Origin of the sequence: Victivallis vadensis, from assembly GCF_003096415.1 — a bacterium.
GTDB classification, from domain to species: domain Bacteria; phylum Verrucomicrobiota; class Lentisphaeria; order Victivallales; family Victivallaceae; genus Victivallis; species Victivallis vadensis.
Genome location: NZ_QEKH01000012.1, coordinates 57,604 through 82,905 on the forward strand (window position 1 = coordinate 57,604; position 25,302 = coordinate 82,905).

The 25,302-nt window shown below is 64.3% G+C and carries 22 protein-coding genes; 21 read left to right on the plus strand and 1 reads right to left on the minus strand.

Annotated elements, in window-relative coordinates; genetic code table 11:
• Positions 1–5 precede the first annotated feature (5 nt).
• Genes C8D82_RS08725 through C8D82_RS08795 form a run of 15 tightly spaced genes read left to right on the plus strand, consistent with a single transcriptional unit; the run spans position 6 to position 14,742 of the window.
• Entirely contained in the window at positions 6–1,454 is a 1,449-nt protein-coding gene (locus C8D82_RS08725; RefSeq protein WP_116883894.1) for an ApeP family dehydratase, read from the plus strand.
• Positions 1,436–2,065, plus strand: a complete 630-nt coding sequence (locus C8D82_RS08730; RefSeq protein ID WP_116883895.1) for a LolA family protein — start codon at positions 1,436–1,438, stop codon at positions 2,063–2,065. Before C8D82_RS08725 ends, C8D82_RS08730 begins: the two co-directional genes overlap by 19 nt.
• On the plus strand, positions 2,032–5,079 hold the full coding sequence (locus C8D82_RS08735) for an MMPL family transporter (protein ID WP_116883896.1): 3,048 nt from the start codon (positions 2,032–2,034) through the stop codon (positions 5,077–5,079). Before C8D82_RS08730 ends, C8D82_RS08735 begins: the two co-directional genes overlap by 34 nt.
• A complete protein-coding gene (locus tag C8D82_RS08740) occupies positions 5,072–5,443 on the plus strand; it encodes an ApeI family dehydratase (RefSeq protein ID WP_116883897.1) in 372 nt (123 codons plus the stop codon). Before C8D82_RS08735 ends, C8D82_RS08740 begins: the two co-directional genes overlap by 8 nt.
• Positions 5,440–5,913 (plus strand): acyl-CoA thioesterase, encoded by a 474-nt coding sequence (locus C8D82_RS08745; RefSeq protein WP_116883898.1) that lies wholly within the window; start codon positions 5,440–5,442, stop codon positions 5,911–5,913. Before C8D82_RS08740 ends, C8D82_RS08745 begins: the two co-directional genes overlap by 4 nt.
• Positions 5,906–7,012 carry a beta-ketoacyl synthase N-terminal-like domain-containing protein gene (locus C8D82_RS08750; RefSeq protein ID WP_116883899.1) on the plus strand — a complete coding sequence of 369 codons (1,107 nt, stop codon included), beginning with the start codon at positions 5,906–5,908 and terminating at the stop codon, positions 7,010–7,012. Before C8D82_RS08745 ends, C8D82_RS08750 begins: the two co-directional genes overlap by 8 nt.
• Positions 7,009–7,611, plus strand: coding sequence for a hypothetical protein (locus C8D82_RS08755; RefSeq protein ID WP_116883900.1), 603 nt, complete (start codon positions 7,009–7,011; stop codon positions 7,609–7,611). The genes C8D82_RS08750 and C8D82_RS08755 overlap by 4 nt, the downstream gene beginning before the upstream one ends.
• The gene (locus tag C8D82_RS08760) at positions 7,602–8,855 is read left to right on the plus strand and encodes a B12-binding domain-containing radical SAM protein (protein ID WP_116883901.1); all 1,254 of its coding nucleotides are present in this window, start codon (positions 7,602–7,604) and stop codon (positions 8,853–8,855) included. The genes C8D82_RS08755 and C8D82_RS08760 overlap by 10 nt, the downstream gene beginning before the upstream one ends.
• 4 nt (positions 8,856–8,859) lie before the next feature.
• Positions 8,860–10,191, plus strand: a complete 1,332-nt coding sequence (locus tag C8D82_RS08765; RefSeq protein WP_116883902.1) for a lipid biosynthesis B12-binding/radical SAM protein — start codon at positions 8,860–8,862, stop codon at positions 10,189–10,191.
• A complete protein-coding gene (locus tag C8D82_RS08770; protein WP_116883903.1) occupies positions 10,192–11,373 on the plus strand; it encodes a DUF2062 domain-containing protein in 1,182 nt (393 codons plus the stop codon).
• Positions 11,366–12,259, plus strand: a complete 894-nt coding sequence (locus C8D82_RS08775; protein WP_116883904.1) for a lysophospholipid acyltransferase family protein — start codon at positions 11,366–11,368, stop codon at positions 12,257–12,259. Before C8D82_RS08770 ends, C8D82_RS08775 begins: the two co-directional genes overlap by 8 nt.
• 53 nt (positions 12,260–12,312) lie before the next feature.
• On the plus strand, positions 12,313–12,582 hold the full coding sequence (locus C8D82_RS08780) for a phosphopantetheine-binding protein (protein ID WP_116883905.1): 270 nt from the start codon (positions 12,313–12,315) through the stop codon (positions 12,580–12,582).
• The gene (locus C8D82_RS08785) at positions 12,582–13,760 is read left to right on the plus strand and encodes a beta-ketoacyl-[acyl-carrier-protein] synthase family protein (protein ID WP_116883906.1); all 1,179 of its coding nucleotides are present in this window, start codon (positions 12,582–12,584) and stop codon (positions 13,758–13,760) included. Before C8D82_RS08780 ends, C8D82_RS08785 begins: the two co-directional genes overlap by 1 nt.
• On the plus strand, positions 13,760–14,497 hold the full coding sequence (locus tag C8D82_RS08790; protein ID WP_165832953.1) for a beta-ketoacyl synthase chain length factor: 738 nt from the start codon (positions 13,760–13,762) through the stop codon (positions 14,495–14,497). Before C8D82_RS08785 ends, C8D82_RS08790 begins: the two co-directional genes overlap by 1 nt.
• The gene (locus C8D82_RS08795; protein ID WP_116883908.1) at positions 14,494–14,742 is read left to right on the plus strand and encodes a hypothetical protein; all 249 of its coding nucleotides are present in this window, start codon (positions 14,494–14,496) and stop codon (positions 14,740–14,742) included. Before C8D82_RS08790 ends, C8D82_RS08795 begins: the two co-directional genes overlap by 4 nt.
• 9 nt (positions 14,743–14,751) lie before the next feature.
• Here C8D82_RS08795 and C8D82_RS08800 read toward each other — a convergent pair whose 3' ends face one another.
• Complete coding sequence (locus C8D82_RS08800) at positions 14,752–15,630, minus strand: helix-turn-helix domain-containing protein (protein ID WP_165832954.1); 879 nt, start codon at positions 15,628–15,630, stop codon at positions 14,752–14,754.
• A 199-nt stretch (positions 15,631–15,829) separates the two neighbouring features.
• On the opposite strand from C8D82_RS08800, the gene C8D82_RS08805 reads away from it, so the two are divergent.
• The 6 genes from C8D82_RS08805 to C8D82_RS08830 all read left to right on the plus strand — a co-directional run bounded on the left by C8D82_RS08805 (position 15,830) and on the right by C8D82_RS08830 (position 25,245).
• On the plus strand, positions 15,830–16,525 hold the full coding sequence (locus C8D82_RS08805; protein WP_207776096.1) for a type II secretion system protein: 696 nt from the start codon (positions 15,830–15,832) through the stop codon (positions 16,523–16,525).
• 16 nt (positions 16,526–16,541) lie between these two features.
• Positions 16,542–19,817 carry an acetylxylan esterase gene (locus C8D82_RS08810; RefSeq protein WP_165832955.1) on the plus strand — a complete coding sequence of 1,092 codons (3,276 nt, stop codon included), beginning with the start codon at positions 16,542–16,544 and terminating at the stop codon, positions 19,815–19,817.
• Complete coding sequence (locus C8D82_RS08815) at positions 19,814–21,676, plus strand: right-handed parallel beta-helix repeat-containing protein (RefSeq protein WP_116883911.1); 1,863 nt, start codon at positions 19,814–19,816, stop codon at positions 21,674–21,676. Before C8D82_RS08810 ends, C8D82_RS08815 begins: the two co-directional genes overlap by 4 nt.
• 88 nt (positions 21,677–21,764) lie before the next feature.
• Entirely contained in the window at positions 21,765–23,024 is a 1,260-nt protein-coding gene (locus tag C8D82_RS08820; RefSeq protein WP_133245120.1) for a hypothetical protein, read from the plus strand.
• Positions 23,024–24,451: a class I adenylate-forming enzyme family protein gene (locus C8D82_RS08825; RefSeq protein ID WP_165832956.1), complete on the plus strand. Its 1,428-nt coding sequence runs from the start codon at positions 23,024–23,026 to the stop codon at positions 24,449–24,451. Before C8D82_RS08820 ends, C8D82_RS08825 begins: the two co-directional genes overlap by 1 nt.
• Complete coding sequence (locus tag C8D82_RS08830; protein ID WP_116883914.1) at positions 24,451–25,245, plus strand: hypothetical protein; 795 nt, start codon at positions 24,451–24,453, stop codon at positions 25,243–25,245. The genes C8D82_RS08825 and C8D82_RS08830 overlap by 1 nt, the downstream gene beginning before the upstream one ends.
• Positions 25,246–25,302 lie beyond the last annotated feature (57 nt).

The window sequence follows — 25,302 nt, forward strand, 5'->3', positions numbered from 1 at the left end:
GTGAGATGTTCGATTCCGCGATATTTGATTTTACCGATGCCGAAATCCGCGAGGCGGCCGCCGCGAACCGGCTGCTGTCGATCGAGATAGAATTCAACCGGCTCTGCAACTACCGCTGTCCGTACTGTTACGCGGGCGACCCGGAGACGGAACTGCCGGAGATGAGTTCCGAACTGGCCGATTCGGTGATCCGGCAGGCGGCGGAGCTGGGCGCGCGCAAGGTGGTGATCCTCGGCGGCGAACCGCTGCTCTACCCGGAGCTGGAACGGAAAATCGAGCTGGTGAACTCCCTCGGCATGGGGGCGGAGATCTTCACCAACGGCGCGCTGCTCGACGAGGCCGCGGCGCGGATGTTCGCCGCGCACAACTGCCGGGTGGTGGTCAAGCTCAATTCACTCGACCCGGCGGTGCAGGCGCGCATGACCGGCGAACCGGAGGCGCTGGAGCTGGCGCAGCGGGCGCTCCGGCTGCTGCGCGAAGCGGGCTGCGGTGCGGGAAGAGTGGCGGCCAGTTCGGTGATCTGTTCGGAAAACGTGGACGGGATGCCCGCGCTGTGGCGTTACTTGCGCGAGCGGGAGATCCTGCCCTACTTTGAAATGATGACGCCGCAGGGACGGATGCTGGAAAACCGCCATCTGATGGTGGAGCCGGCCCGGCTCCGGCAGGTGTTCGAGGAGATCGCCGCGATCGACGCGCAGTTCGGCTTTTGCTGGGAGCCGCAGCCGCCGCTGGTCGGCGGGAAGTGTTTCCGCCATATTTATTCGTGTCTGGTGAATGCGTCCGGCGACGTGATGCCGTGCGTCGGCGTGACCACGAAGCTCGGCAGCGCCGCGGAGCGGCCGGTCCGGGACATCCTTTTCGACAGCAGCGTGATCCGCGACCTGAAGAATTACCGGAAGATGATCAAGGGCCCCTGCCGCACCTGCCGCAAGGCGCAGGAGTGCTACGGCTGCCGGGGCGCCGCCTACCAGATGACCGGCGACTACCTCGCGTCGGATCCGCTCTGCTGGCACAACATCGGGCGCGAAAGCGAGATTGCGGTCTTGCCGTGCGACGCGCGCAGCCTGGTGCCGCACAAGCCGCCGATGGTGATGGTGGACGAGGTGCTGTCGAGCGGGCAGACCAGCGAAGTGCTCGCGGTGATCCGGCCGGACAACCGGTTTCTGGACGGCGGCGGGGTGCTGGACCGCGCCGCGCTGCCGGAGCTGGTGTCGCAGGCGGGCGCGGCGGCGGATGCGTTCCGCAACGACGGCGCGGTGAAGCCCGGTATGCTGGTCGGCTGCCGGAAGATCGAATATTTCCGCGATATCCGTGTCGGCGACCGGCTGGTCGTGTCGCTGGAGGAGACCGCCGCGCTGGACGGCTGGCATATCGTGGCGTTCAACGTCGTCAAAGAGGGGGAGCCGGATACGGTCGCCTCCGGGGAGCTGAAATTATGCGTACTGGAATCCTGATCGCGCTGCTGGCGGCGTCTACGGCGTGCGCCGCGCCGCTGTCGGCGCAGTTCCGGGAGAAGCTCGCCGCGAACCTCGGCAAGGTGGAGACGGTCGAAGCCGCCTTCATCCAGAACCGCAGGCTCAAGTCGCTGGATATGACGCTGGCGATCACCGGCCGCCTCGCGTTGGAAAAGGGGAAGCGCATGGCGTGGCTGGTCCGCGAACCGATGCGCTACATGTGCGTGATTTCGGAGCAGGGCCTCGCGCAGTGGGACGGCGATTCCGGCGAGGTGCTGAAGCTCTCCGCAAAGCGGATTCCGTGGCTGCGGCTGATTTACGGCAGCCTCTCCGGCTGGTTGTCGGCGGACCTCGACGCGCTGGAAAAGGAGTTCACGGTCGAAACGTCCGGTGAACGGTCGCTGCGGCTGACGCCGCTGGACGCCGGCTTTTTCAAAGAGTATGTGAAAACGGTCGAATTCGAGTTCGGCCCCGGTCTCGACCGGGTGGAGCGGCTCCGGATCGTCGAGAAAAACGGCGACGAGATGGAGATCGTGTTCCGTGATGTGGTGAACAATCAACCGATTCCGGGGGAGAGATGGCAGCTTCCGCCTCCGTCGAACGCTTTCTGACCCGGCTGCTGATCCGGGTGATCCGGCGCCGCAGACTCCTCTGGCTGGTTTGCTGCGCCGCGGTCGCCGGTGCCGTCGCGCTGGCGGTGTTCGCCGGGAATTACGGCAACGATCTGGGCGAGCTCTTTCCGCCGGACTCCGAGTCGGGCCGCACTTTCCGGGTGATGCAAAAGAGCGGCCTGACCAACCGGGTGCAGCTGGAATTCGACACCGGCGACGCGGGGATCGAGCAGGCGAAGCTCGCGCCGTGGCTGGACCGGCTCGCGCCGCGCCTTGCGGCACTGCCGCAGGTGCGGCAGGTGGACTACCGGTTCCGCACCGCGCCGCTGGCCGATTCGATGCGCGAACTGCTGTCGTTCCTGCCGCAGTTGCTGCCGGCTCCGGCCCCCGGGGAGGCCGATCCGGAGCGGGCGGCGGCCAATGCCCGGCGGCAATTGATGTTTCCCGCCGCCGGAGCCGCCGCGATGGCGCGCGAGGATCCCTATGGACTGCGGGGAAAGCTGATGCTGCGGCTCAACGCGCTGAATGCGGTGTCGGGGCTGGCCTTTTCCCCCCTGTACCCTTTTATGGTGTCGGAGGACGGCAAGCGCGCTTCGATCGTACTGGATGTGACCGCATCGAGCGCCGACGCGGCGGCGAGCCGGGAGCTGGTCGGCGCGCTGGAGCGGGAGTTCCGCGACGCGCCGCCGGGCGTGGCGTGCCGGATTATCGCACCCCACTTGCACACCCTCGGCAACGAGGAGGTGTTGAAAAGGGATATCACGCGGGTCGGTATCTTTTCGGCGCTGTTCCTCGCGCTGCTCTTTTTCGCGATCTACCGGGGGCGGCTGGAGAGTTTCTGGATTCCGGTGATCCCGCTCGGCGCGGCGCTGCTGGTGCTCGGGGCGATGGCGCTTTTCTGCGACGAGCTTTTCTTCTTCATCATCGGCATGGGCGGCGGCATTCTGGGGCTGGCGGTGGATCACGGCATTCACGTGTACGCGGCGCGCCACGGCAACATGGGGATGCGGCGGCTCGGACGGGTCGGATTGCCGCTGCTGCTCGGCGCGGCAACCACGGTGGGCGTCTTTGGGCTGCTGATGCTGACCGGCATCGCGGCTTATGCGCAGCTCGGGATTTTCGCCGGAGCGTCGTTGCTGACCAGTCTGATCCTCTCCTATTTGCTGCTGCCGACGCTGCTGCCGGGGAGCGGCGGGCGCAGGCCGCGCTTCCCGGTTCCGCATCCGCCGGAGCGGTGGGCGGGCCGCACGGCGGCGGTCTGGCTGGTGGCGCTGGCGGCGGCGGTCTGGTTCGCGTCGGAGCTGCGCGTGAAGCTGTCGCTGTCGGAATTCGACGGTTCGCCGCGTGAAGTCATCGAGGCGGAGGCGGCGTTCAACCGGGCGTGGCGGGTCGCCCCGGCTCCGGCTGTGCTGATGGTGCTCGCGCCCGACCCGGAGACGCTGGCGCGGCGCGGCGAGGCGTGGTCGGCGCGGCTGGCGGCGCTGCCGGGGATGGCGGGGCGTTCTTTTTCGCCGACCGACCTGTGGCCCTCCGAAAAGACGCGGCAGGAGAATCTGACAGCATGGCGCGGCGTCGATCTTGACCGATTGGAGCGGGAACTGGCCGCCGCAGCGCGGAAGCGGGGACTGCCCGCCGGGTTTTTCGCGCCGTTCTTCGCCGGAGTCCGGCAGGGAGTGGCGGAGCCGGGGACGGAGCCGCCGGCATTGGTGCGGGCGGTGCGGGACCGGATGGTGCGCGCAAATGGCGGCGGATATGCTGCGGTGCTCTTTTTCCCGGACGAGCCGGAGCTGGTGCGGGCGGTGCGCGCCGCCGCGGCGGGCGAGCCGGAGTGCGCGGTGGTGTCGCCGGGCGCTTTCGAGCAGATGCTGGCCGACGACTTCGGAGGGCGCTTCCTGAAGGTGCTGGCGGCGGCTGCGGCGGGGGTGCTGGCGTTGGCGGCGTTCTTCTTCCGCTCGGCGGCGCTGACTTTCCTCGCGGCGGTGCCGGCGGTGACCGCGATGGCGGTACTGGGGGCGGTGTTCGCGCTCTGCGGCACGGCGCTGAATCTGATCGTTTGCTTCACCGGGATCATGTTGGCCGGGCTGACCATCGATTACGGTATTTTCGCGGTGTACGCGGCGAAAGAGGGACGCGGTTCGACGCTGCCGGCGGCGATGGGGATTTCGGCGGCTACCACGGTGTTCGGCGCGGCGGCGCTGCTGTTTTCGTCGCACCCGGTGCTGTTCCATACCGGCTTTGCGCTGGTGGTCGGGGTGTCCGTCGCGTGTGCGGCCGGGCTGCTGGTGGTTCCGGCGCTGTGGACGCTTTTCAAGCGGCGCGGCTGGGTGGCCGGGGCGCTGCTGGCGGCGGTGCTGCTGGCCGGGTGCCGCAGCGATGTGTTTGAGGCGCCGGAGTACCCTCCGCTGGAACTTTCGCCAGCCGAAACGGCGGCGGAGCTGGCGGAGTGGAACCGGACGGCGCTGCCCCGGTTCCGCGCGCAGGCGAATCTGTCGATCGAATACTGGCGGGTCACGGTTCCGGCGCTGGCGCTGGTGCGCGGCGATTTGCCGGCGGAGCGGCTGGCCGCCGCCGGGCTGGCCCCCGCCGGGGCGAAGGTATTCGAGGCGGCGGGGGCGGGCGGCGTTCTGGAGCGGTGGGAACTGGCCCCGTACTTCCCCGGCGGCGACCGCGAGGCGGCGGCGCAAAGTGTGTACCGCGATCTGGCGGCGGTCTGGCTCGGCAATGCGCCGCAGCCGCAGGAGGGGATCGCGCCGGAGGGGCGTTTCGTGGAGTTTTCGCTGCCGCTGCCGGATGGGGACGAATTGCGTTACCGCTTCGCCGGAAAGCCGTTGCAGCTGGTGGAAAAGAGCTGCCGCGGTTTCTGGAAAAGGCGTTGGCGGGTGCGCTATTACGACTGGAAACGGACCGGCGGGCGCTGGAGCGTCGGCAATGCGGTTCTGGATGATGACGCTTCCGGGTGCCGGATCGTGGTCCGCACCCGCACGGTGACGCCGGAAGGAGGAAAAATTGAGTGAAAAATCATTGTTGGCCAAAGCGTTGGAGGAGCGGATCGTCCGTTTCGGCGCGGCGGGGGAGGGAAAATTCGAGGCGGAACTCCGGTTCGACCCGGAGTTCCCGGGCTTTGCCGGGCATTTCGAGGGCAATCCGCTGGTTCCCGGCGTCTGCCTGATTCAGGCGGCGGAGCTGCTGGCGGAACGGGCGCTGCAAAAGCCGGTCGCGATCCGTTCGATCGGGCAGGTGAAGTTTTTCCGCCCGCTGCAGCCGGGTGACAGCGGCGTGTTCACGCTGGCGGTTGAGGGAAGCCGCCTTTCCGGCTCGGTCGCGACCGGGCCGGGGGAACGGGTCTGCAAATTCACGATGGAGCTGGAAATGAAATGAGAAGGCGCAAGCACTATTTCGACGCCTTGCCGGGCGATCCGGCCCCGGTGGCCGTGGAGGTGAAACGCAAACTGCGCTTCAGCGAGGTGGATGCGCTCGCGATCGCGTGGCACGGCCGCTATCTGCAGTTTTTCGAGGACGCGCACACCGAACTGATGCGCAAAGTCGGCCTGACCTATGAGAACTACGGCAAAAGCGACATCGGCGCGCCGATCGTGCAGTGTCATGTGGACTACTATATCCCGCTGGTGCTGGACGAGGAGTTCACGGTGCGCGCCTCGCTGTGCTGGAGCGACGGCGCACGGCTCAACGTGGAGTACCTGATCCTGAATGAAAAGGGTGAAACGGCGGCGACCGGCTATACGGTGCAGATGTTTTTCCATGTGCGCACCCATGAACCGTATCTGTTGACTCCGCCGTTGTTTGAAGCCTGCCGCGAGCGGTGGCGGAAAGGGGAATTCCATGCGTGACGCGGTGATCGCCGCCGCCGGGATGGCGACCGCCCTCGGCGACGGCGTGCGGGAAAATGTCGCAGCGCTGCTGGCCGGGAAGCGCGCTTTTTCGGAGCCGCGCCACTTCGACGGCAAGGGCGTGAAGCTCGGACTGTGTCACGAGCTGGACGGCGGTGACGGTTCCCGTGCGGGAAAGCTGCTTGATCTGCTGGCGGCCTCTTTCCCGGAAGCCGCGAAGCTGCCGCAGGAAGCGCCGCTCTATCTTGCGACCACCGTCGGCGCAATCGACCTGCTGGAACGGCAGGATTCAGAGGCGGAGCCGGCGGACGGCAGCGATGCGCTGCTGAAGCTCGCCCTCGATCGTTTCGGGCGGAGGCGGGGGATGCTGGTCGCAGCGGCGTGCGCCTCCGGCCAGCAGGCGATTGTGCTGGCCGCCGGAGCGGTCCGGCGCGGCGAACTCGATTGCGCGCTGGCGGCAGGCTGCGATATCGCGAGCGAATTTGTGACCTCCGGCTTCGCGTCGCTCGGGGCTTTGTCGGCGTCGGCGGCGCGTCCCTATGACGCGGAGCGCGACGGGCTGACCCTCGGCGAAGCGGCGGCGGCGGTGATTCTCATGTCGCCGGAAGCGGCGGAACGGCACGGTTTTACGCCGCTCGGACGGATCATCGGCTGGGGCGAAAGCTGCGACGCCGCCCACATCACCGCGCCCGATCTCTCCGGGCGGCATCTGGCCGGAGCGATCCGGCGGGCGCTGGAAGCCGCCGGGAATCCGGCGGTCGCCGGAGTGATCGGCCACGGCACCGGCACGCGCTACAACGACGAGGCTGAAATCAATGCGCTGCACACGGTGTTCGGCGGGAATGTACCGCCGCTTTTTTCGCTGAAGGGCAATCTCGGCCACACCCTCGGCGCCACGGGAGTGATTCAATCGGTGGTCGCGGCAGAGCTGCTGAAACTGCACCGGATGCCGCCGCAGGCGGGGCTTCGCACTCCGGCCCCCGGTGCGGAAAAGATGGTATCGGGCGCGGCGCGTCCGCTCGGAGCGGGCGCGATCCTGTCGCTGAATGTCGGTTTCGGCGGACTCAATTCCGCTTTGATCGTGGAGGAACTGCAATGAGTATCGTAGCCGGAGGCGCATGGATCGCGCCGGGCGTCGCCGAAACCCTGCGGAGCGCCCGCCGCCTGGAAGGGTTCGCTACGCTCGCGGAATTGAAAACGCTCGTCGCCGGAGCCGACTGGGTGCCGGCGGGGGATCTGGAGGATTTCCGGCGCGGCTGCGAGGCGGTGCGGCTCGCCCAGCTTGCGGCGCTGCTGGCCGCCGCCGACGCCGGGGAGGCGTGGCGTCCGGAACGGGCGGCGGTGCTGGGCTGGAACGGTTCCGGCTGCGCCGCTGAAAACCGCCGTTACTGGCAGGATTATCTTGCGAACGGCCGCGACCTCGGCCGGGGCGGGCTGTTCGTCGCGACGCTCGCCTCCACGCCGGTCTGCGAGGCGGCGATCACGCTTGGCGCGCACGGCTCCGGCTGTTACGTGAAGGGGGCCGCTTCGACGCGCGAGCTGGCGAAGCTGTGCGGCGAAACGCTGACGATGGCGATTGAAATCGGTAAGGAACGGGCGGCGGCTCTGGTTTTCGCGCCCGGAGCGGGGCCGGAATACCCCGATTGTGCAAGTCTGGAACAGTTGTTTGAAGAGATGAGGTATCGGAAATGGAAATGAAGTTGATCTACCCGAAATGGCCGAAGCTGCCGAACCAGCCGGAGTTCAATCTCCCGCCGGTCGGCCCGACGGTGTTCGCCGCCGCGCTGCCGGAACGGGTGAAAGTGCGTTTCTACGACGAAAACGTCGAGCCGATCGATTTCGGCGGGAGTTGCGACCTGGTCGGCATCTCCTGCATGCTGACCTGCCAGACGCCGCGCGCGTTCGAGCTGGCCGACCGCTTCCGTTCCGAGGGCAAAACGGTGATGATGGGCGGCATCGCTGTGATGCTTCACGCCGAGGAGGCGGCGGAACATGCGGACTGCGTGTTTCTGGGCGAGGCGGAGGGGCGGATGGAAACGGTGATCTCCGACTTTGAAAACGGCCGTCTCAAAAAGGTCTACAACTATCTCGGCGACTTCCCGGACACCCGCCTGATCGGCACCGCCCGGCGCGACATCCTCAAGCGCGACCTCTACAACTACCGGGGGATTCAGATGGTGGATCTGGTGCATGCGTCGCGCGGCTGCCGTTTCAACTGCTTCCCGTGCTGCACGCCCTACCTCGGCGGGCGGCGGTTCCGGCCGCGCCCGATCGACAAGGTGGTCGAGGAGCTTGAGTCGATCGACAACAACCGGCTGTTCATCGTGGACAACTCCCTCGCGCAGGACGACGAGTGGGAAAAGGAGCTGTTCCGCGCGATCGCCCCGCTGAAGAAGAAGTGGATCTCCCACCCGATCAAGGATGACGAGGAGATTCTGAAGCTGGCGGAAAAGGCGGGCTGCTGGTACGTCTATCAGGCGGTGTTCGACACTTCCGACTACATCCGCGACCGGATCAGGCGCTATAAGGACCACGGCATCGGCGTGGAGGGGACCATCATCCTCGGCACCGATGACCAGACGCTCGACGACATCCGGCGGCTGGTGGACTTCCTGCTGGAAATCGACCTCGACCTCGCCGAATTCACGGTGCTGACCCCGTTCCCGCATTCGTCGATCGCGGCGAGCCTTGAGGAGCAGGGGCGGATTCTGCACCGTGACTGGAAACGCTATACCGCCGGGGAGGTGGTGTTCAAGCCCGCGAAGATGACCGTCGACGAACTGCAGTGGGCCTATCAGTACGCGTGGGACACCTTCTACTACGACTGCAGCAAGGAGTTCAAGATGGCCAAGCTCTATCTGGACGTGATGAAAAAAGAGGAAGCCGACGGCAGCGCCCGTGAACTGCGGCCGAACCGCCGCCGCTGGGGCAGGGAGGCGTGACGGGATGCGCATTCTGCTTTCGGCCGCCAATTTCTGTTCCGACCCGTATCCGGTCTATCCGCTCGGCATGAGCGTGATCGCCGGGGCGCTAGCCGCTGCCGGACACGAGGTGGAGCAGTTCGACCCGATGCCGTTCGGGCCGGAGAAGTACCGCGAGGAGGTCGCGAAACGGGTCGCCGCATTCCGTCCCGAACTGATCGGCGTCAGCATCCGCAATCTCGACAACATCGACAGCCGCGCGGACGACGACGAACTGATCCGCGACAGCGTGAAGGTGATCCGTTTCCTGCGCACGCTCGCGGCGGCGCCGATGATCCTGGGCGGGCCGGGCTATTCGCTCTACCCGGAGCGGATCCTTGAGTTGACCGGGGCCGAATACGGCGTCGCGGGGGAGGGGGAAAGCGCCGTGGTGGAACTCGCCGCCGCGCTGGCCCGGGGCGAACGGCCCGCGCCGGGCGTCTACCGGAAAAAGTCGGAGCGGCAGGCTCCGCCGCTGTATTCGCCGGAAATCGCCGGCTTCTACCACGGCGAGACCCACATCATCCCGATCCAGACCAAGCGCGGCTGCCCGTTCCGCTGCGCCTACTGCACCTACCCGATGCTGGAGGGGCATGAGATGCGCCTGCGCGACCTCGATGAGGTGCTGCGCGACATCGAACGGATCCGCTCCGAATGGCCTGACGCGATGCTCTATTTCGTCGATGCGGTGTTCAACGATCCCGGCCGCTGCTACGTGCCGCTGGTCGAGGCGATGATCGAACGCAGGCTCACCGTGCCGTGGACCGGCTTCGTGACTCCTGCCCGGCTGCGCGACGGCGACCTCGAACGGATGGCCGAATCCGGCATGGTCGCGGTCGACCTCGGCGTGGATGCCGCCAGCGACGCGACGCTGGCCGGGCTGGGCAAGGCTTTCTCTTTCGACGAGGTGCGGCGCTGCTGCGGGAAACTGCTGGAACTCAACGTCGGCGTGACCACCAGCGTGATGTTCGGCGGCCCCGGCGAGACTTACGAAACCGTCGCCGAGGGCATCCGCAACCTGCGCGAAATCGAACCGGCCTACTCGATCGCGTTTTCCGGAATCCGGGTGCTGGACGGCGCGCCGCTGGTCGACGTCGCCCGCCGCGAGGGGAAAGTCGCGCCCGACTGGGACGGGCTTGGTTCACTGTACTACTTCGCGCCCGGCCTCGATCCCGACCGCGTCCATGAGATGCTTCTGGAGGGATTCAAGGGGAGCCGGTTCTGCGTCTATCCGCCCGGCAGCCGCAACCGCGACTTGCAGATGATCCACAAATTCGGCTATGTGAAGCTGCGCAACCTCCAGCTGGCGAGGAACTGAATGGGGACGTCGCCGAACAATATCTGGTGTGTGATCCCGGTCTACAACAACGGCTCGACTGTCGCCGACGTCGTCCGCCGCTGCCGCGCGCAGATGGAGCAGGTGCTGGTCGTGGACGACGGCAGCACCGACCTGCCGCTCGGGTTTTACGAGATGCTTGAAAGCATGGGCGTGCGCTATCTGATTCACGGCCGCAACCGGGGCAAGGGGGCTGCGATCCTGACCGCGCTCGCGTTCCTCGAAGGGGAGAAGGCCGACTATATGATCACGATCGACGCCGACGGCCAGCACTACCCGGAGGACCTGCCGGCGTTTCTGGAACTGCTGGAACGACAGGAGGACCTGCTGGTCGTCGGCTGCCGGAAATTCGAGGGGGACAACGTGCCGGGCGGCAGCCGTTTCGGGCGTGCTTTCGCGAACTTCTGGCTGAAGGTCGAAACCGGTGCGTCATGCGGCGACTGCCAGAGCGGGTTCCGGGCCTATCCGGTCGCGGCGCTGGCGAAGTTGCGGTTCCGCTGCCGTCACTACAACTTTGAAACCGAAGTGCTGACCCGCTGCATCTGGGGCGGGCTGAAGCTGCGCGAGGTGCCGGTGCGGGTGCACTATCCGGCGCGGGAAGAACGGGTCAGCCACTTCCGGCCGTGGCTGGACAACTTGCGTATTTCATTGATCCACGTCCATCTGGTCGGGTTGCGGCTGCTGCCGTGGAACGCGAAGCGGATCGCGAAAGCAAAGCCGGAGAAAGGGCCGGGGTGGGGCGTGCTGCTGCATCCGGCCGCTTTCCTCAAGCAGCTGCTGCGCGAAAACGCGACGCCGGGCGGGCTGGCCGCGGCGGCGGCGGTCGGAACTTTTCTTGCGGTGCTGCCGCTGCCGGGCGTTCACACGCTGGCGATCCTGTACGTGACGGTGCGGCTGAACCTGAACAAGATCATGGCGCTGGCGATCCAGAACCTTTTCATGCCGCCGCTGACGCCGTTTCTGTGCATCGAACTTGGCTACTATCTGCGGCACGGCCATTGGTGGACGGAGCTGACCTTCGACTCCGTGGTGCGCGAGATGCCGTACCGGCTCTGGGAGTGGCTGCTCGGCAGTTTGGTGCTGGCGCCGGTGTTCGCGGCGGCGGCGTTCGTCGCGGTGTTCGCGGCGGCGCGGCTGCTCGCCGGGAGGCGGGGCGATGAGTGAGCGGCAGAACCTCAGCGCGACGCGGGGGAGCTCGGCGGGAATCCGGTTTTTCCGGGTGTTCATGCGGTTGTTCGGGTTGAAGCACGCGTGCAATTTCGTGTGGTTCGTGGTGCTGTTCTACGCGCTGTTCGACCGGAGGGCGAACCGGGCGGCGCTGCCGTATGTGCAACTGCGCTTCCCGGAGGCGCGCGGTTTCACGCGGTGGCTGCACTGCTACCGGCTGATGGCCTCGCAGGGCGAAGCCTTGCTGATCGCGGGCTGGATCGGCGCGCACGGCTGGAAGTTCCCGCACCGCGCGGAGAACCGCGACGGCATGGCGGCGCTGCTGGCCGACCGGAGCCGGGGATTCGTGATGGTGACCAGCCACTTCGGCTGCTGGCAGGCGGCGCTGGCCGGGCTGGCGGGGTTCGGCCGCACCGTGAATCTGCTGGCGCAGCCCGACGCGAAGGCGGAGCTGGACAAGCGCATGGCGGTGCCGGACTGCGCGGATCAGTTCAAGCTGATTCCGGCGGACGGCTTCATGGGCGGCCTGCTGGAGTGCATCGAGGCGGTGCGGCGCGGCGAAGTGGTCTGCGTGATGGGCGACCGGGTCGCTGGCGGTGCGTCGCGCCCCGCAAAATTTTTCAGCGGCGCGATGGAGTTCCCGCTTTCGCCGTGGCTGGTCGCGGCGCGGAGCGGCTGCCCGGTGGTGCCGCTTTTCATCGCATTCGAGCCGGACTGCTCGGAACTGCTGTTCCGCTTCGGCGATGTGATCCGGGTTTCCGGCGATCCCGACCGGCGGGTCAGGCCGGAGGAGCTGGCCGCGCCGATGGCGGAGTATGCGCGCGGGCTGGAGAATATGGCCCGGCGCTATCCGTATCAGGTATTCCGCTTCGAACCGGATTGAAAAAACGGCAAAACGGTGTTACAATAGCTGAATGACAAACGTGAGGGAAAAATATGGACGAAGCTACTGCGAAATTCCGGCTGGAATTCAAGAAAAATCTGATCGAATGGCTCCAACTGGAGGAGAAGGCACCGGAGGAGATCAAAGACGACGAACCGCTGTTCGGCTCCGGCCTCGGCCTCGATTCGCTGGACGCGGTCGAGATCGTGATCATGCTTCAGCGCAAATATAACATCCCGCAGCGCGATGTGGATCAGAAGCGTGAAATCTTCGCGACCTTTGCGACGTTGAGCGACTTCGTGCAGGCGAGGAGCATGCAGTAATGGGAGTGATTCCGGTCGGGGTTTCCGGTTTCGGCGCGGTTTCCGCCGTCGGAGTCGGAGTGGAAGCGACGCGGGCGGGGCTGTTTGCGCCGCCGCCGCGTCCCGCCCTGCCGCGCCGGTTCGGGACCGTGCTGGAACTGCCGGTCTTTGAAATCGCCTCGCTGCCCGGCACGCCCGGCATCGCGGGCGGTTTCACGATGGAGCTGCTGCGGCTCGCGCTCGACGAGGCGCTGCGGGAAGCCGGATTGACGGAGGAGGAGCTGGCCGGAAAACGGGTCGGCGTCTGCATCGGCACCACCGTCGCGTGCCAGTTGAACAACATTCCGTTTTACGCCGATCTGCGCGCCGGGCGCGCCGCGCCGCGCGAGGCGTTCAGAAGTTACGTGAAGGGCGATCCGGCCGAATGGGTGCGCCGCCGCTATCGGCTGGAAGGCCCGGCCCTGACCGTGTCGAATGCGTGCACTTCGGGCGCGGACGCGGTCGGGATCGCCTCCTTGTGGATTCGCGAAGGGGTGTGCGACCTCGCGATCGCGGGCGGCGCGGACGAATTGAATCAGGTGCCGCTGGACGGTTTTCACGCGCTCGGCGTCTGCTCGGCTGAGCCTTGCCGCCCGTTCGATGCGGACCGCTCCGGGCTGAACCTCGGCGAGGGGGCGGGCGTGGTGATTCTGGAGTCGCCCGGCTCCGCGAAACGGCGCGGGATCGGCCGGAAATTCATCGTCGGCGGTTTCGGCAAGTCGGCGGACGCCTACCACATCACCCAGCCCCACCCGGAAGGGATCGGGCTGGAACGGGCGGTCCGGCAGGCGCTGGAGAGTGCCGGGCTGACTCCGGCCAGGATCGCTTTCGTGAATGCGCACGGCACCGGCACGCCCGCCAACGACCGGGTGGAGGCGCAGACGCTGGCGCGGGTGTTCGGGCCGGAACTGAAGTATATGTCGACCAAGTCGATGACCGGCCATACGCTCGGAGCGGCCGGGGCGCTGGAGTTCATCTTCTGCTGTCTGATGCTCGAAGCGCGCCGCGCGGTGAAAAATCACGGTTACCGGACGCCGTCGGAGGAGATTCCGGTGCCGCCGCTGACGGAGGATTTCGCGACGGACGGCGCATGGGCGCTTTCGACCTCGCTGGCGTTCGGCGGCTCGAATACCGCATTGGCGGTCGGGAGGATACCGTGATGTATATCGCATCGAAATGCCTGTTCGGACCGGCGGAGGCGCCGGGCGCCGCCGAATTGAATACGGCGGAGCTGAAACGGATTCGCGAAGCCTATTCGCTGCGCCGGGCGGACCGCTATACGGCGCTGGTGGTCGGCGCGGCGGTGCGGGCGGCGCAGGGCGTGGAGGTCGCCGGAACCGGCACGGCGCTGGTGACCGCGACCGCGTTCGGACCGCACCGCACCACGTTTGCGACGCTGGACGACATCCTCGACTACCCGGAGGACCAGATTCTGCCGACGCGTTTTTCGCACTCGGTGCACAACGCCGCCGCCTCCTATGTCGGGGTGGCGCTGCAGATTCAGGGGCCGACGCTGGCGCTGGCGGGCTTCGAGGATGTGTGGTTCGAGGCGCTGGAGCTGGCGCGGACGCTGCTGGACGGAGGGCTGTGCCGCCGGGCGCTGGTGATCGGCGCGGAGGAGCGGGCGCTGCTGACGGAGCACGCCCATGAGTTGTGGCCGGAACGGTTCGAGGCGGAGCCGCGCGAGGGTGCTGCGGCATTGCTGCTGAGCCTCGACCCGGCGGAGAACCGGTACGGGGAGTTGAAACTCGACCGGACGGCGGCGGAAGGGCCGGGATTGTTTTACTTCGGCGGAAGCCGGGAATTTTTCGAGTCGCTGGAGCGGGCGGAGGCGGGCGGCGTGCTGACGCTGCGCCGTCGGGAGCCGTGGCGCGGCGACGGGGAGACGATGCTGTGAAGAATCAGGATGAAGTGCTGAAGGCGCTGATGGAGGAGATTTCGGTGATCACGGGAGCGCCGGAGGCGACATTGTCTCCGGGGGCGCCGCTGGGGGTGAACCGGATCAATTCGCTGGGTTTTGTGGAACTGCTGCTGTTCATCAGGCGGAAGTGGAATCTGGACTACGCGGCGGCAGGGCTGCCGATGACGGATGTGGAGTCGCCGGAGGCGCTGGCGGCGAGGATCGCGCGGGACGCGGAGTGACCGGCCAGTTCACCGGATCAGGTTCAGGGGGACGTGAAAGAAGTCTTTGTAGGGTTCTCGGGCCTTTTTCCGGAATTCCGAGGGGGACAGTCCCGTGTACGCCTTGAATTTAGCGGAAAAATCGAATACGGAGCAGTAGCCGAGTTCTCCGGCGATGCTTTCGACTGAACGGTAGGTCTGCGCCAGCAGCGACCGGGCGGCCGCCATCCGCCGCTGAATCCGATAGCGGTTCGGCGAGATTCCCACCCGGTCGGTGAAGAGCTTGCGGAACCGTTCGTACCCCCAGCCGTTCCTGCGGCAGAAGGTGCGCAGGTCGCGGTTTTCCGCGAAGTTCGTGCCGAGAAATTCGCAGCCGCGGTGAATCATATCCTCCTCCTCGCCGCCGCCGCGGGTCCGGCGGACGCAGTCGGCGGCGAACATGCACAGCTCCATCGCGCGTTCCAGCAGCGCGTCTTCCGGCGAGGCTTCCAGACGGTCCATCAGCGTGTCGAAACGGCTGAACCACTCCGGGGACGGTGCGAACTGCCCGGTCAGGCTGTCGTCGCGCAGCGAGAGGTAATTCCGGAAAAACGGCCATGCGAAATTTCCGAGGTGGAGCCAGTATTCCAGCCAGCCGCTTCCGGTATCCACATGGACGCGATGCTCCACGCCCGGCTGGCGCAGGAAAACGGATCCGGCGGCCAGCGGCCGGCACTGTCCGGTGAGGCTGTTTTCGTAGCTGCCGTTTCCGCGCGCCAGCCAGGAGACGGAAAAAAAGGAAAAGCAGGCCGGAGCCGGCACCTGATCCTCCGGCCCGGTCTTGTTCTGTATTCCCATCCCGATCCGGTCGTTGTAATTGCGGTTGTCGCGAAAGACGATCCGCGTCGGAACCTCGATACCGGAAAACATATTTTCAACTACCATTTTACGCAACTTACCCCGCTTGCTTTTTGCTTTGTTTCAGTCCATAATATTAACATAACATTCCTGAAATGGAAATGCAAAAAACATAAATGACAAGAGGACGTTGATGGCGTGTGCAAATTTTTCAGCAGTTGGGACTGTTTTGCGAAAACAGGCTGTTATCCCTGTAATCAGCGGGAAGAACATGGCAGAAAAGGATGGAAAAATGCGAAGAAAATTTACACTTATTGAATTGTTGATAGTGATAGCCATCATCTCGATTCTTGCGGGAATGCTGTTGCCGGCTTTGAACCGGGCGCGTGCTTCCGCCAAAGTGTCCAACTGTCTCAGCAATTTGAAACAGCTTGGATATGGGCTGCTTCAATATGCGGATGATTATAATGGACTGCCGCCGCGATACAGTGAGCCGATGAGGTTCAAATCTTCTGTAATGGCCACAGAAGGGGTTGGGATCGGTATCCCGCTGAGTTTGAATTATTTCGGTGGTAAAAAAAATAATATGAATGTTCCGAATCGCCAGGAGTGTCCGAAAAACATCACCTGTCCCGCCTGGAAAGGACCGGATACAGAATCAAATTTCTGGGGGAAAAGTGATTATATGTATACGCGCGACCAATATGATGCGGCCGGATGGCTGGATGCGGGCAAGCTGCCTTCCTGGAGTATGTGCCGCCGTCAGGTACTGCTCTATTGCCGCAGTACCGGGGACATGCCGTTCTATCAACCTCATGTGAGAGAATATCATGGCGGAAGTGCGACTTTTCTCCATGCGGACGGGTCCGTCAGGAAACATGCGCAGGCCACGATTCTGAAAAGCCAGGCTCCGTGGTGGTGGGGATATGACATGGGAAAGTTCTTCAAGTTTGTCGAAGAGCTTTAAGGAGGTTGCCGTAATTATGAAATTTGCTTCTCTTTCCGGCGTGCTCTGTCTGATGATGCTTGTCGCGTTTCCGCTGAAAGCGGAGATTGGCCTGCCGTTTCCGGGAAATTGGCAGCTGCCGCCGGGGGCTGCGGTTTCCGCCGGAGTTCTGACCGTCGCTTCTACGGATCGGGAAGCCCGGCTCGCCCGGACGGAAATCGATTCACGCGATTATATCGGACGAACGCTGATCGTCCATTTCGATGTGAAATACACCGACGTCAGTACTCCCGCCCTTTCGCATAACGGTATCAAGCTGATGATACACACGAGGGTCAACGGCAAACAATTCTGGCGCAATTGCCCCCCGCTCAGCGGCAGCAGTGACGGTTGGAAGCGCATCACCGTCCGGGAAAATATTTCATGGGATACCGAGTGGATTTCCATCGAAGTCGGCCTTCAGGATTCGACCGGAATCCTTGAAGTGCGCAATGTGGAAATTCAGGATTATGATCCGATGGTTCTCTTCAGAGAGCCACCCGTTCCGCTGCCGGAAAATTTCAAGTGTGCATATGATGAACGTCTCCGCAATCTCCCGCCGATGCGCGGGGTGATGTCGCCGGTCCGATATCGGGTGAATGACATTCCGGATCTGGCGAAATGGAATGCCAATCTGATCCGCTGGCAGTTGCGCCCTTCGCCGCAGAAAATCTATATTCCGGGTGTTGATCAGCAGAAAGCGGAACGGAACCGGACGACGGAAAACTTTCTTGATGCGCTTGATCGCGAGCTTCAAACGCTCGACAAGGTCATCAGTCAGTGCCGTGAAGCCGGCATCATGGTCATGATCGATATGCACCGCGTTCCAGGAGGAAGTGAAAACCTCGGAGAAATACAGTCGGAAGCACGCATGTTCAATTCGGAAGAACTCGCGGCGGAATTCATCGAAGCATGGCGGCGAATCGCCAGGCGTTATCGGGGCAATCCGGTGATCTACGGCTATGATCTCATCAACGAACCCAATCAGCGCCGCCCCTGCAAAATCGATTATCTGACGTTGCAATACCAGGCGGCGCAGGCGATCCGGGAAATCGATCCCGACACGCCGATCTGCATTGCCGCAAGCAATTGGAATGGACCGCGTGCTTTTGCATTTCTTCATCCGCTGCCGTTGAAGAACCTGATTTACAATGTCCACATGTATCATCCGCTGCGCTATACTCATCAGGGGGTGGGGGGAACATGGATTCGGAAGACTTGGCCCGGTGTCTTCTATGGGAAAAAGTGGGATAAAGAGGTGATGCGCGGTTATCTCGCTCCTGTCCGTGAATTCCAGCGGAAGTACGGAGCGAGGATCGTGATGAGCGAGTTCGGGGTGATCCGCTGGGCTCCGAACGGAGCGGACTATCTGCGTGACCTGCTGGAGATCGCCGAAGAATACGGCTGGGACTGGTGCTACCATGCCTATCGGGAATGGTCCGGCTGGAGTGCGGAACACTCCGATGACCGTGGCAGCGAGACGCCGGATCTCAACAATCCGCGCCTGAAAGTGCTGCTGGAGCATTTCCGTAAAAACACCCGGCCGGGAGGTGGTGCGCCTCCTCCCGAAGTTGCAGCGTTCGCCGCGGAAGTCGAACCGGAAAAATCCGAAGCCCCGTTGCCGGTGATCGACCTGAATTCCCCGGAATTCAGCGGAAAGCTGACGGCGGCGTTTCAAGTGAAAGAACTGGACGGCATTCCCGTGCTGACCGTCGCGAATTCAGACAAAGCGGCTGACGTCATCTTCCTGCCGCTGGATGAAAAACGGCTGGCCGGCAAGGAGATCATTCTGTCTGCGGATATCCGGCAGCACAATGTTTCACCCCGTCCAAGACCGTATAACGGTGTTAAACTGATGCTGGTGCTGACCGGTGCGGACGGCAAACGGAACTATCCGCAGGCTTCCACCGTCGACGGAACCTGCGACTGGACACGCCGTACCCTTTTGCTGAACATCCCGGCCGATGTCCGCAAAGCGGAACTTGCTCTCGGTCTGGAAAATGTGTGCGGGATAGCGGAATTCCGCAATATCAGAATCGAAAAGGCACTTCCCGCCGGCGATTATTCCCGGACTGTCGTTACCGGTCGTTGCGGCCGGGACGATGCACTCTATGCGCCGGGCGAAACGATGAAGTTCTGTTTTGATATCCTTGACGGCGGTAAAAAAGTTTCAGGACGGTTGCGGGTGCTTTTCTCCGGTGACGACGGCAGCCGTGAGGAAAAGGAATTTGATGTTCCCGATGACAAGCCGCTTGAAGTAACAGCTTCCCTTGATGCGCCGGGATATATGATGGTTCGTGCTGCATTGCTGACGCCGCAGGGCGCGGTCATCAACCGTCGGGATGACCGCGGCGTCATGCGTCCGCTTCAATATGGACTCGCTGCCGCCGTTGAGCCGGACAAGCTCCGGCAGGGAAAACCGGAACCCGCCGATTTTGACGAATTCTGGCGGAAGTGCCGCCGGGAACTCGATCGCGTTCCAGTAAAGGTGTTGGAGCGGAAGCTTTTCAACACAACGGAGCACTGTCATATTTACGATGTGAAGATCGCCGCCCCGGGGCCCCGGCCGACTGTTGGTTATCTCGCCATTCCCCGGGAGGCCGCCGCGAAGTCTCTGCCGATCGACATCCGGTTCGACGGTTACGCGGTTCACGCGATCCGGCCGGTCGAACGCCGTGATGCCATTGTTTTCTTCGTTAATGCTCACGGCATTGAAAACAATCGCGAGCCGGAATATTACAGGCAGCTTGCCGACAAAGAACTGTATGCCTATGGCTTTCGGGAAGAAGAAAACGAAGACCCGGATACATGCTATTTCAAATACATGATCCTCCGGGATCTTCGAGCTGTCGCCTATGCGATGTCGCTGCCGGAATGGAATGGTGGTGAAATCCTCGTATCCGGCGGCAGTCAGGGCGCGTTCCGGGCGGCTGCGGTTGCGGCGCTCACTCCTCAGGCGACCCGGTGCGAACTGCAGATTCCGTGGTTTTGCGATCTGGGGGGCGCCGGGTTGGGGCGTACAAGGGGGTGGCGACCTGTCTGGAAACGGGGACTCGGTTATTACGACACTGTGAATTTCGCTCGCCGCATTCAATGCCCGGTAGAGATTTCCGCCGGACTTTCGGACTGGATCTGCCCACCGTCCGGTGTTCAGATACTCTACAATAACCTTACCGTGCCCAAACGGATGGTCATGTATCAAGGCTGGGATCATGCTCCGTATTTCGGATATGACCGCAGCAAAGCTCAGAAAAGTACTTTTTCGACAAGATGAAAAATATGGTTGACATGCCGCAATTGTTCCCTGCGGAGGTTTCCGCGTGGGATGAAGACGAAAAGGAGCGCCGGGCCGCCGCCGGGCGCGAAGTACTGGAGCAGATCAGGCGCGCCGGGCGGGACGGTTCCGGCACGGTCCGCATTCCGCCCGGCGATTACCGCTTCCCCGGCCGGGAGGGGATGCTGCTGGAAAATCTGCGGGATATTTCGCTGGAAGCGGAAGGCGCAACCTTCTGGTTCTCTCCCGAAGTCACGGCGGGCGTGCATTTCCGCAACTGCCGCAACGTCCGGCTTTCCGGCCTCGCCCTTGACATGGAGGAACTGCCGTTTCTGCAGGGGATTCTGCTGGAAGTCGGGGAAGAACGGCTGGTGATCCGGCTGGAGGAGTATTTCCGCCGCCGCTTTCATGAACAGCGGGATCAGGATCACTTCCGGCTGATGTTTCTCGACGTGGCGGGCGAGTGCGAAACCGATAATCTCGACTTCATCGTCCCGCGGGAAAAACTTTCTCTCGACGCGGCGGGCAATCTCTTGGTTCCGGTGTCGGAACCGGTTGCCCGGCATTGGCGCTACCAGCTTCGGGTGCCCCGTCCCGGCGACCGGGTCGTGCTGGGAATGCGTCATGAAGGCGGCATGCTGCTGGTCGACGGCTGCGAAGCCATGTGCTTCGAGGCGGTCACGGTCTACGCTTCGCCCTGTTTCGCGTTTTATGAGATCGGCCACGGCGGAGGAGGCAACACTTACCGCGGCTGCCGGCTGATCCGCCGTCCGGGGACGGACCGGCTGCTGGCTTCTGCCGCCGACTGTTTCCACTCGATGAACCAGCGGCGCGGACCGCTGATCGAACAGTGCGAATTTTCCTGGGCGATGGATGATTTCGTGAACATCCACGGTTATTTTCATGTGGTGCTGGAACAGCTCTCCGAAGATGAACTGCTGATCGTCACCCCTTTCGGCACCGGTCTGCAGCCCGGTACGGAGCTGACCTTTTTCTCCGCTCCCTACGGAAGGGAGAAATTCCGGGCCGCGGTCGTCTCCCGACAGGAGAGCGCCGGGAGCGAACAGGAGGGATTGCGGCGGGTCAGGGAGCTTTACGGCCGGAAGTTCGGGATCGGCCTTCAGGGGTTTCCCGGCGGCTCTTTGTGCCGGGTCCGGTTCGACCGGCCGCTGGATACGGAGCCGGGCGACTTCGCGTGCGACTACGACAACTGCGGCTCCGGCGCGGTGATCCGCTGCAACCATTTTCACGACTGCCATGTGCGCGGCATCCTGCTGAAAGCCGCCGACTGCCGGATCGAAGACAACCGGATCGAACGCACCGCCCTCAACGGAATCATCCTGAAACCGGAGTTTTTCTGGCTGGAGGGGCCGATGCCCCGGAATATCGTGATTCGGGGCAATACCCTGACGGACTGCGCGTTCGGGCATACCGCCCTTGCGGCGATTCTGGTGATGTGCGGCTGCTGCGCACCGCCCGCAGACCGGATCACGCCGGTTGTCAACATGGAGGGCATCGTCGTGGCCGGCAACCTGATCCGCCGGTGCAACGCGGGCGCCGGAATCGCGGTTTTCAACAGCCGGGCTCCCAGAGTTTCCGACAATCGGATCGAAGCGCCGTTCGCCAATCCGACGGCGGCCGGCCGGATCGATCTCGGCGAACGGCTGGACCTCTCCGTGGAAAAGATTTCCCCGGAAGAACGGGGGCGGTTGAAGGAATCCCGCTCCGCGATCGTTTTTCTGGGCTGCGCCGGAGCGGAGTGCCGGGGCAATACCGTGCCGGGGAGAGGAGAAGGCGACCGGGCGGTGGTCTATGCCGGTTCATGGGGGAACGCGCAGGGGCAGCCCGCCGGAATTTGACGGCCTCTTTTTTTCATGACTGCTTTACTTTCCATCCGGGGAGGCTATATTACAGCGGAAACGCGGTAAATTTGATCGGGAAAGTTGCATGAGGAGAAGCTACGCGAACGGCATGGACTGGGTCGCCGCCGGGCTCGGTGCGGAATGCGCCGCCACCCCCGGCGGTTCCAACCATTTTCTGTTGCTGCTGACTCCCGCCGGGAGGGTCGAGCCGGAGGCCGTGCGCGCTTTGCTCGGCTCCATCCCGGAGGCCGCTCGCGCCCTGCTGCACGGCCGCTGGGTCCGCGCGTGGCATCTCGCGCCTTACTGGAAGCCGGGGCCGCCCGCTCCCGTCGCCTTCTCCTGCGTCGCCTCCTCCGACTGGCTCAGGGCGGCGCGGATTTATGCGGACGAGCCGCTGCCGCCCCGCGCCGCGCTGGCGGTGCGGGTCATCGACGGCGGCGGCGAGTGGCGGATCGCTTTCAAATTCAGTCACCGGCTTTTCGACGGCGGCGGCGCGGAGCTTTTCCTGAAAGCGTTGTTCACCGGCGACGAAACGCTGTGGAGTGTTTTCCCCGGCTGTAAGGAGCCCGGCCTGAACCGCTGGGGAGAGCTGTTCGGCTCCGGCACGCGGGTCAACCGGGCGCTGCGCGCACTCTCCGCCGAACCGATTTCGGAGCTTCCGAATCCGGAGGGAGAGAGCGCCGGAGTCCGGTTCCGGGTCGCGGAGCTTGACGCGGAGCAGATCAAAGCGAAGATCGGGCAGCACGCCGGCCCCTTTATGTTCGGCACGGCGGCGGCGGCGCTGATCGCGCGCGCTTTCGACCTCTGGCGGCGGGAACGGTTTTCGCCGGGGCGGGTCTTTTTCCCGATGTCGATCGATATGCGGCTGCCGGGTGACCCGGAGCCGAACATGTGGTTCAACCAGTGGAGCTGCCTGCCGCTCTGGTGGGAGCCGGGCGAAGCCGCGCCGGAACGGGCGTGGTGGATCGCCGAGTGCCGCAGACGGATGCTCGAAGCGATGGGCGCGGGGCTGCCGAAGGATTTCCGCGATGCGAACCTGCTGATGCGGATTCTGCCGGTCGGTCTGGAGGGAAAATTGGCGGCGAGCCGGTTCCGGGGCGGTGCGGGCAGCGCGATGTTTTCGCTGATTCCCGCCTCGTCGGTTCCGGCGGCGTGGGAGGGGCGGGAGTTCCGGAATCTGGTGCATTTGCCGGTGATGCCGCCCCGGCCCGCGCTCGGCATTTTCTGCAACGTCTTTGCGGATCGGCTGAATCTGGTGCTGTCGTGGCGCGGCGGCCTGTTCAGGCCGGAGGAAGCCGACGGGCTGCTCCGGCTGATCCGTCGCGAACTGCAATGGGAGGAGTGATGAATATCTACGCTGAAATCCGCCGCGAGGTCGGCGCTTACAATGGCGTCGCGGTCGCCGACGGCGGCGCCGAACTCACCTATCAGGGGCTGTTCAGGCTGGTCGATGCGACCGCCGCGCGGCTGCGCGCTTTCGGGATCGGGCGTGATTTCCGGGTCGGGGTGGAGGTGGAAAATTCCGCCGGGTACATCGCGCTGTCGCTGGCGATCCTGTCGCTGGATGCGGTGATCGTGCCGGTTTCGGTGAACGTCCCGGCGGAGGAGACGCTGGAGATTGTGCGCCGCATCGAATTGAATGCGCTGATCGCGTCGCAGCCGCTCCCCGGCGTGGCCGGGCGGGAGTTCGAGGTCACGCCGGAGCTGAAACTTCAGGCGGCGGTCTTTGAAGGCGTGCCGGTCGCGTCGCTGGCGCTGGGGGAGGGGAAGCAGGCGGCGTTCATCCGCTTTTCGAGCGGCACCACCGGGCTTTCCAAAGGGGTGGTGCTCTCCCACCGGGCGGTGCTGGAACGGACCGCCGCCTGTACCCGGCTGCGGATCGGCGAGGGCGAGACCGTGCTGTGGGTGCTGGATATGGCGTTTCACTTCGTGGTCACGATCATCCTGTTCCTGCGCCGCCGCGCGTTGATCGCGGTCGCCCGCGCGCCGCTGGAGCGCACGATGGCCGAAACCCTCCGGCTCCGGCCGGTGCGGCTGCTCTATGCGACCCCGTACCACTACCGGCTGATGACCGGTTCGCCGGATTTCCCGCCGGAGTGCCTGAACAGTGTGAAGCAGGCGGTTTCGACCGCGATGCGGCTGACCGCCGCCGAGGCGGAGGCGTTTACGCGCAAGTTCAACGTGCCGCTGACGCAGGCATACGGCATCATCGAGGTCGGACTCCCCTGCCTGAACGACGACATCGCCGGGGAGCGGGTCGATTCGGTGGGGCGTTTGCAGCAGGCGTACCGGCTGCGGCTCGACGGAGCCGGGGCGGACGGCGTCGGTGAAATCCTGCTGCGCGGGCCGGGGATGTTCGACGCGTACTTTTCGCCGTTCGCGCTGCGCACCGAACTCGAACCGGACGGCTGGTTCCGCACCGGCGATCTCGGGCGGGTCGATTCCGAGGGGTATCTTTTCATCGTCGGCCGGGCCAAGAACCTGATCAATTTCATGGGCATGAAAATCTTTCCGTATGAGGTGGAAACGGTGCTCAATGCGTTTCCGGGCGTGAAGGAGTCGCGCGTTTCCGGCGTCGAAACCCCCGGCTACGGCGAGCTTCCGGCGGCGGAGCTGGTGCTGGAGCCCGGCGCGGAGTGGTCGGAGGAGTTCCGGCAGCGGCTGCGGCGGCACTGCTTCGCGCGGCTTTCCGGCTACAAGGTGCCGAAGGAGTTCGCGGTGGTCGCGTCGATTCCGCGCACCGCCAGCGGCAAGATCGTCAGGAAAAAGTGATGAAACGCTGGAACTGCCGCGAATTTCACGAGACGAAGTTCTGTCCCGCCGTGCTGCGGGACGGCCTGACCGATTTTCTGAGTTTTTTCGTGCTTTATTCGCACATCTACGACCCCGCCGTGAAGCGGATCGCAACGCTGCTGGAGCGCAGCCGCGAATCCCGGCTGACGGACCTGTGCGCGGGCGGCGGCCTCTACGACCGGATGCTGGTCGGAAAACTGCGGAAACTGACCGGAGACAGCGCGATCCGCTGTACCCTGACCGACCTTTATCCGAACCGGAACTGGGCGCGGGTGAAGGAGTTGTCAGGCGGCATGGTCGATTTCGCGGCGGTGCCGCTGTCGGCGGAGCGGGCGGTGGCCGGGCTGCCGGGCGTGCATCTGATGTTTTCCGCGCTGCATCATTTTTCGCCGGAGGAGATTGCCGGGCTGCTCCGCGCGGGGGCGGCGAAGGGGCGGACGCTCGCGTTCTTCGACTATTCCCGCCGGGAGCTGCTGCCGGAACTTCCGCCGGTATTGCTGTCGCCGGTGCTGCTGTGGTGCGTGTCGTTTCTGGTGTTTCCGTTCTCGTGGAGACGGCTGTTCTTCACCTATCTGATTCCGGTTCTGCCGCTGGTATTGCTGGTTGACGGCTTCCTGTCGCGGATGCGCAGCTATACCGCCGCCGAGCTGGAGGAGATCGCGCGCGGCGCGGGGCTGCCGGAGGGATACCGGGTAGTAGTCGAGGTGCTGCCGGTCTACGGCGGAGCGGCGAAAATCCACTGTTTGATCGCCCGGCCCTTGCAAAACAGCTGAAATGATACCATATTATAGGGTGCGTTTCCGCACGCGAATCGTTATTTTACGCAAGGA

What these genes read in the sequence shown, in the direction of transcription:
- C8D82_RS08760 (WP_116883901.1), top strand. Translation starts at nt 7,602, where the DNA reads ATGGAAATGAAGTTGATCTACCCGAAATGGCCGAAGCTGCCGAACCAG.
- C8D82_RS08825 (WP_165832956.1), top strand. Translation starts at nt 23,024, where the DNA reads ATGAATATCTACGCTGAAATCCGCCGCGAGGTCGGCGCTTACAATGGC.
- C8D82_RS08775 (WP_116883904.1), top strand. Translation starts at nt 11,366, where the DNA reads ATGAGTGAGCGGCAGAACCTCAGCGCGACGCGGGGGAGCTCGGCGGGA.
- C8D82_RS08830 (WP_116883914.1), top strand. Translation starts at nt 24,451, where the DNA reads ATGAAACGCTGGAACTGCCGCGAATTTCACGAGACGAAGTTCTGTCCC.
- C8D82_RS08730 (WP_116883895.1), top strand. Translation starts at nt 1,436, where the DNA reads ATGCGTACTGGAATCCTGATCGCGCTGCTGGCGGCGTCTACGGCGTGC.
- C8D82_RS08805 (WP_207776096.1), top strand. Translation starts at nt 15,830, where the DNA reads ATGGCAGAAAAGGATGGAAAAATGCGAAGAAAATTTACACTTATTGAA.
- C8D82_RS08810 (WP_165832955.1), top strand. Translation starts at nt 16,542, where the DNA reads ATGAAATTTGCTTCTCTTTCCGGCGTGCTCTGTCTGATGATGCTTGTC.
- C8D82_RS08815 (WP_116883911.1), top strand. Translation starts at nt 19,814, where the DNA reads ATGAAAAATATGGTTGACATGCCGCAATTGTTCCCTGCGGAGGTTTCC.
- C8D82_RS08750 (WP_116883899.1), top strand. Translation starts at nt 5,906, where the DNA reads ATGCGTGACGCGGTGATCGCCGCCGCCGGGATGGCGACCGCCCTCGGC.
- C8D82_RS08780 (WP_116883905.1), top strand. Translation starts at nt 12,313, where the DNA reads ATGGACGAAGCTACTGCGAAATTCCGGCTGGAATTCAAGAAAAATCTG.
- C8D82_RS08735 (WP_116883896.1), top strand. Translation starts at nt 2,032, where the DNA reads ATGGCAGCTTCCGCCTCCGTCGAACGCTTTCTGACCCGGCTGCTGATC.
- C8D82_RS08800 (WP_165832954.1), bottom strand. Translation starts at nt 15,630, where the DNA reads ATGTTTTCCGGTATCGAGGTTCCGACGCGGATCGTCTTTCGCGACAAC.
- C8D82_RS08725 (WP_116883894.1), top strand. Translation starts at nt 6, where the DNA reads ATGTTCGATTCCGCGATATTTGATTTTACCGATGCCGAAATCCGCGAG.
- C8D82_RS08745 (WP_116883898.1), top strand. Translation starts at nt 5,440, where the DNA reads ATGAGAAGGCGCAAGCACTATTTCGACGCCTTGCCGGGCGATCCGGCC.
- C8D82_RS08820 (WP_133245120.1), top strand. Translation starts at nt 21,765, where the DNA reads ATGAGGAGAAGCTACGCGAACGGCATGGACTGGGTCGCCGCCGGGCTC.
- C8D82_RS08755 (WP_116883900.1), top strand. Translation starts at nt 7,009, where the DNA reads ATGAGTATCGTAGCCGGAGGCGCATGGATCGCGCCGGGCGTCGCCGAA.
- C8D82_RS08790 (WP_165832953.1), top strand. Translation starts at nt 13,760, where the DNA reads ATGTATATCGCATCGAAATGCCTGTTCGGACCGGCGGAGGCGCCGGGC.
- C8D82_RS08770 (WP_116883903.1), top strand. Translation starts at nt 10,192, where the DNA reads ATGGGGACGTCGCCGAACAATATCTGGTGTGTGATCCCGGTCTACAAC.
- C8D82_RS08785 (WP_116883906.1), top strand. Translation starts at nt 12,582, where the DNA reads ATGGGAGTGATTCCGGTCGGGGTTTCCGGTTTCGGCGCGGTTTCCGCC.
- C8D82_RS08765 (WP_116883902.1), top strand. Translation starts at nt 8,860, where the DNA reads ATGCGCATTCTGCTTTCGGCCGCCAATTTCTGTTCCGACCCGTATCCG.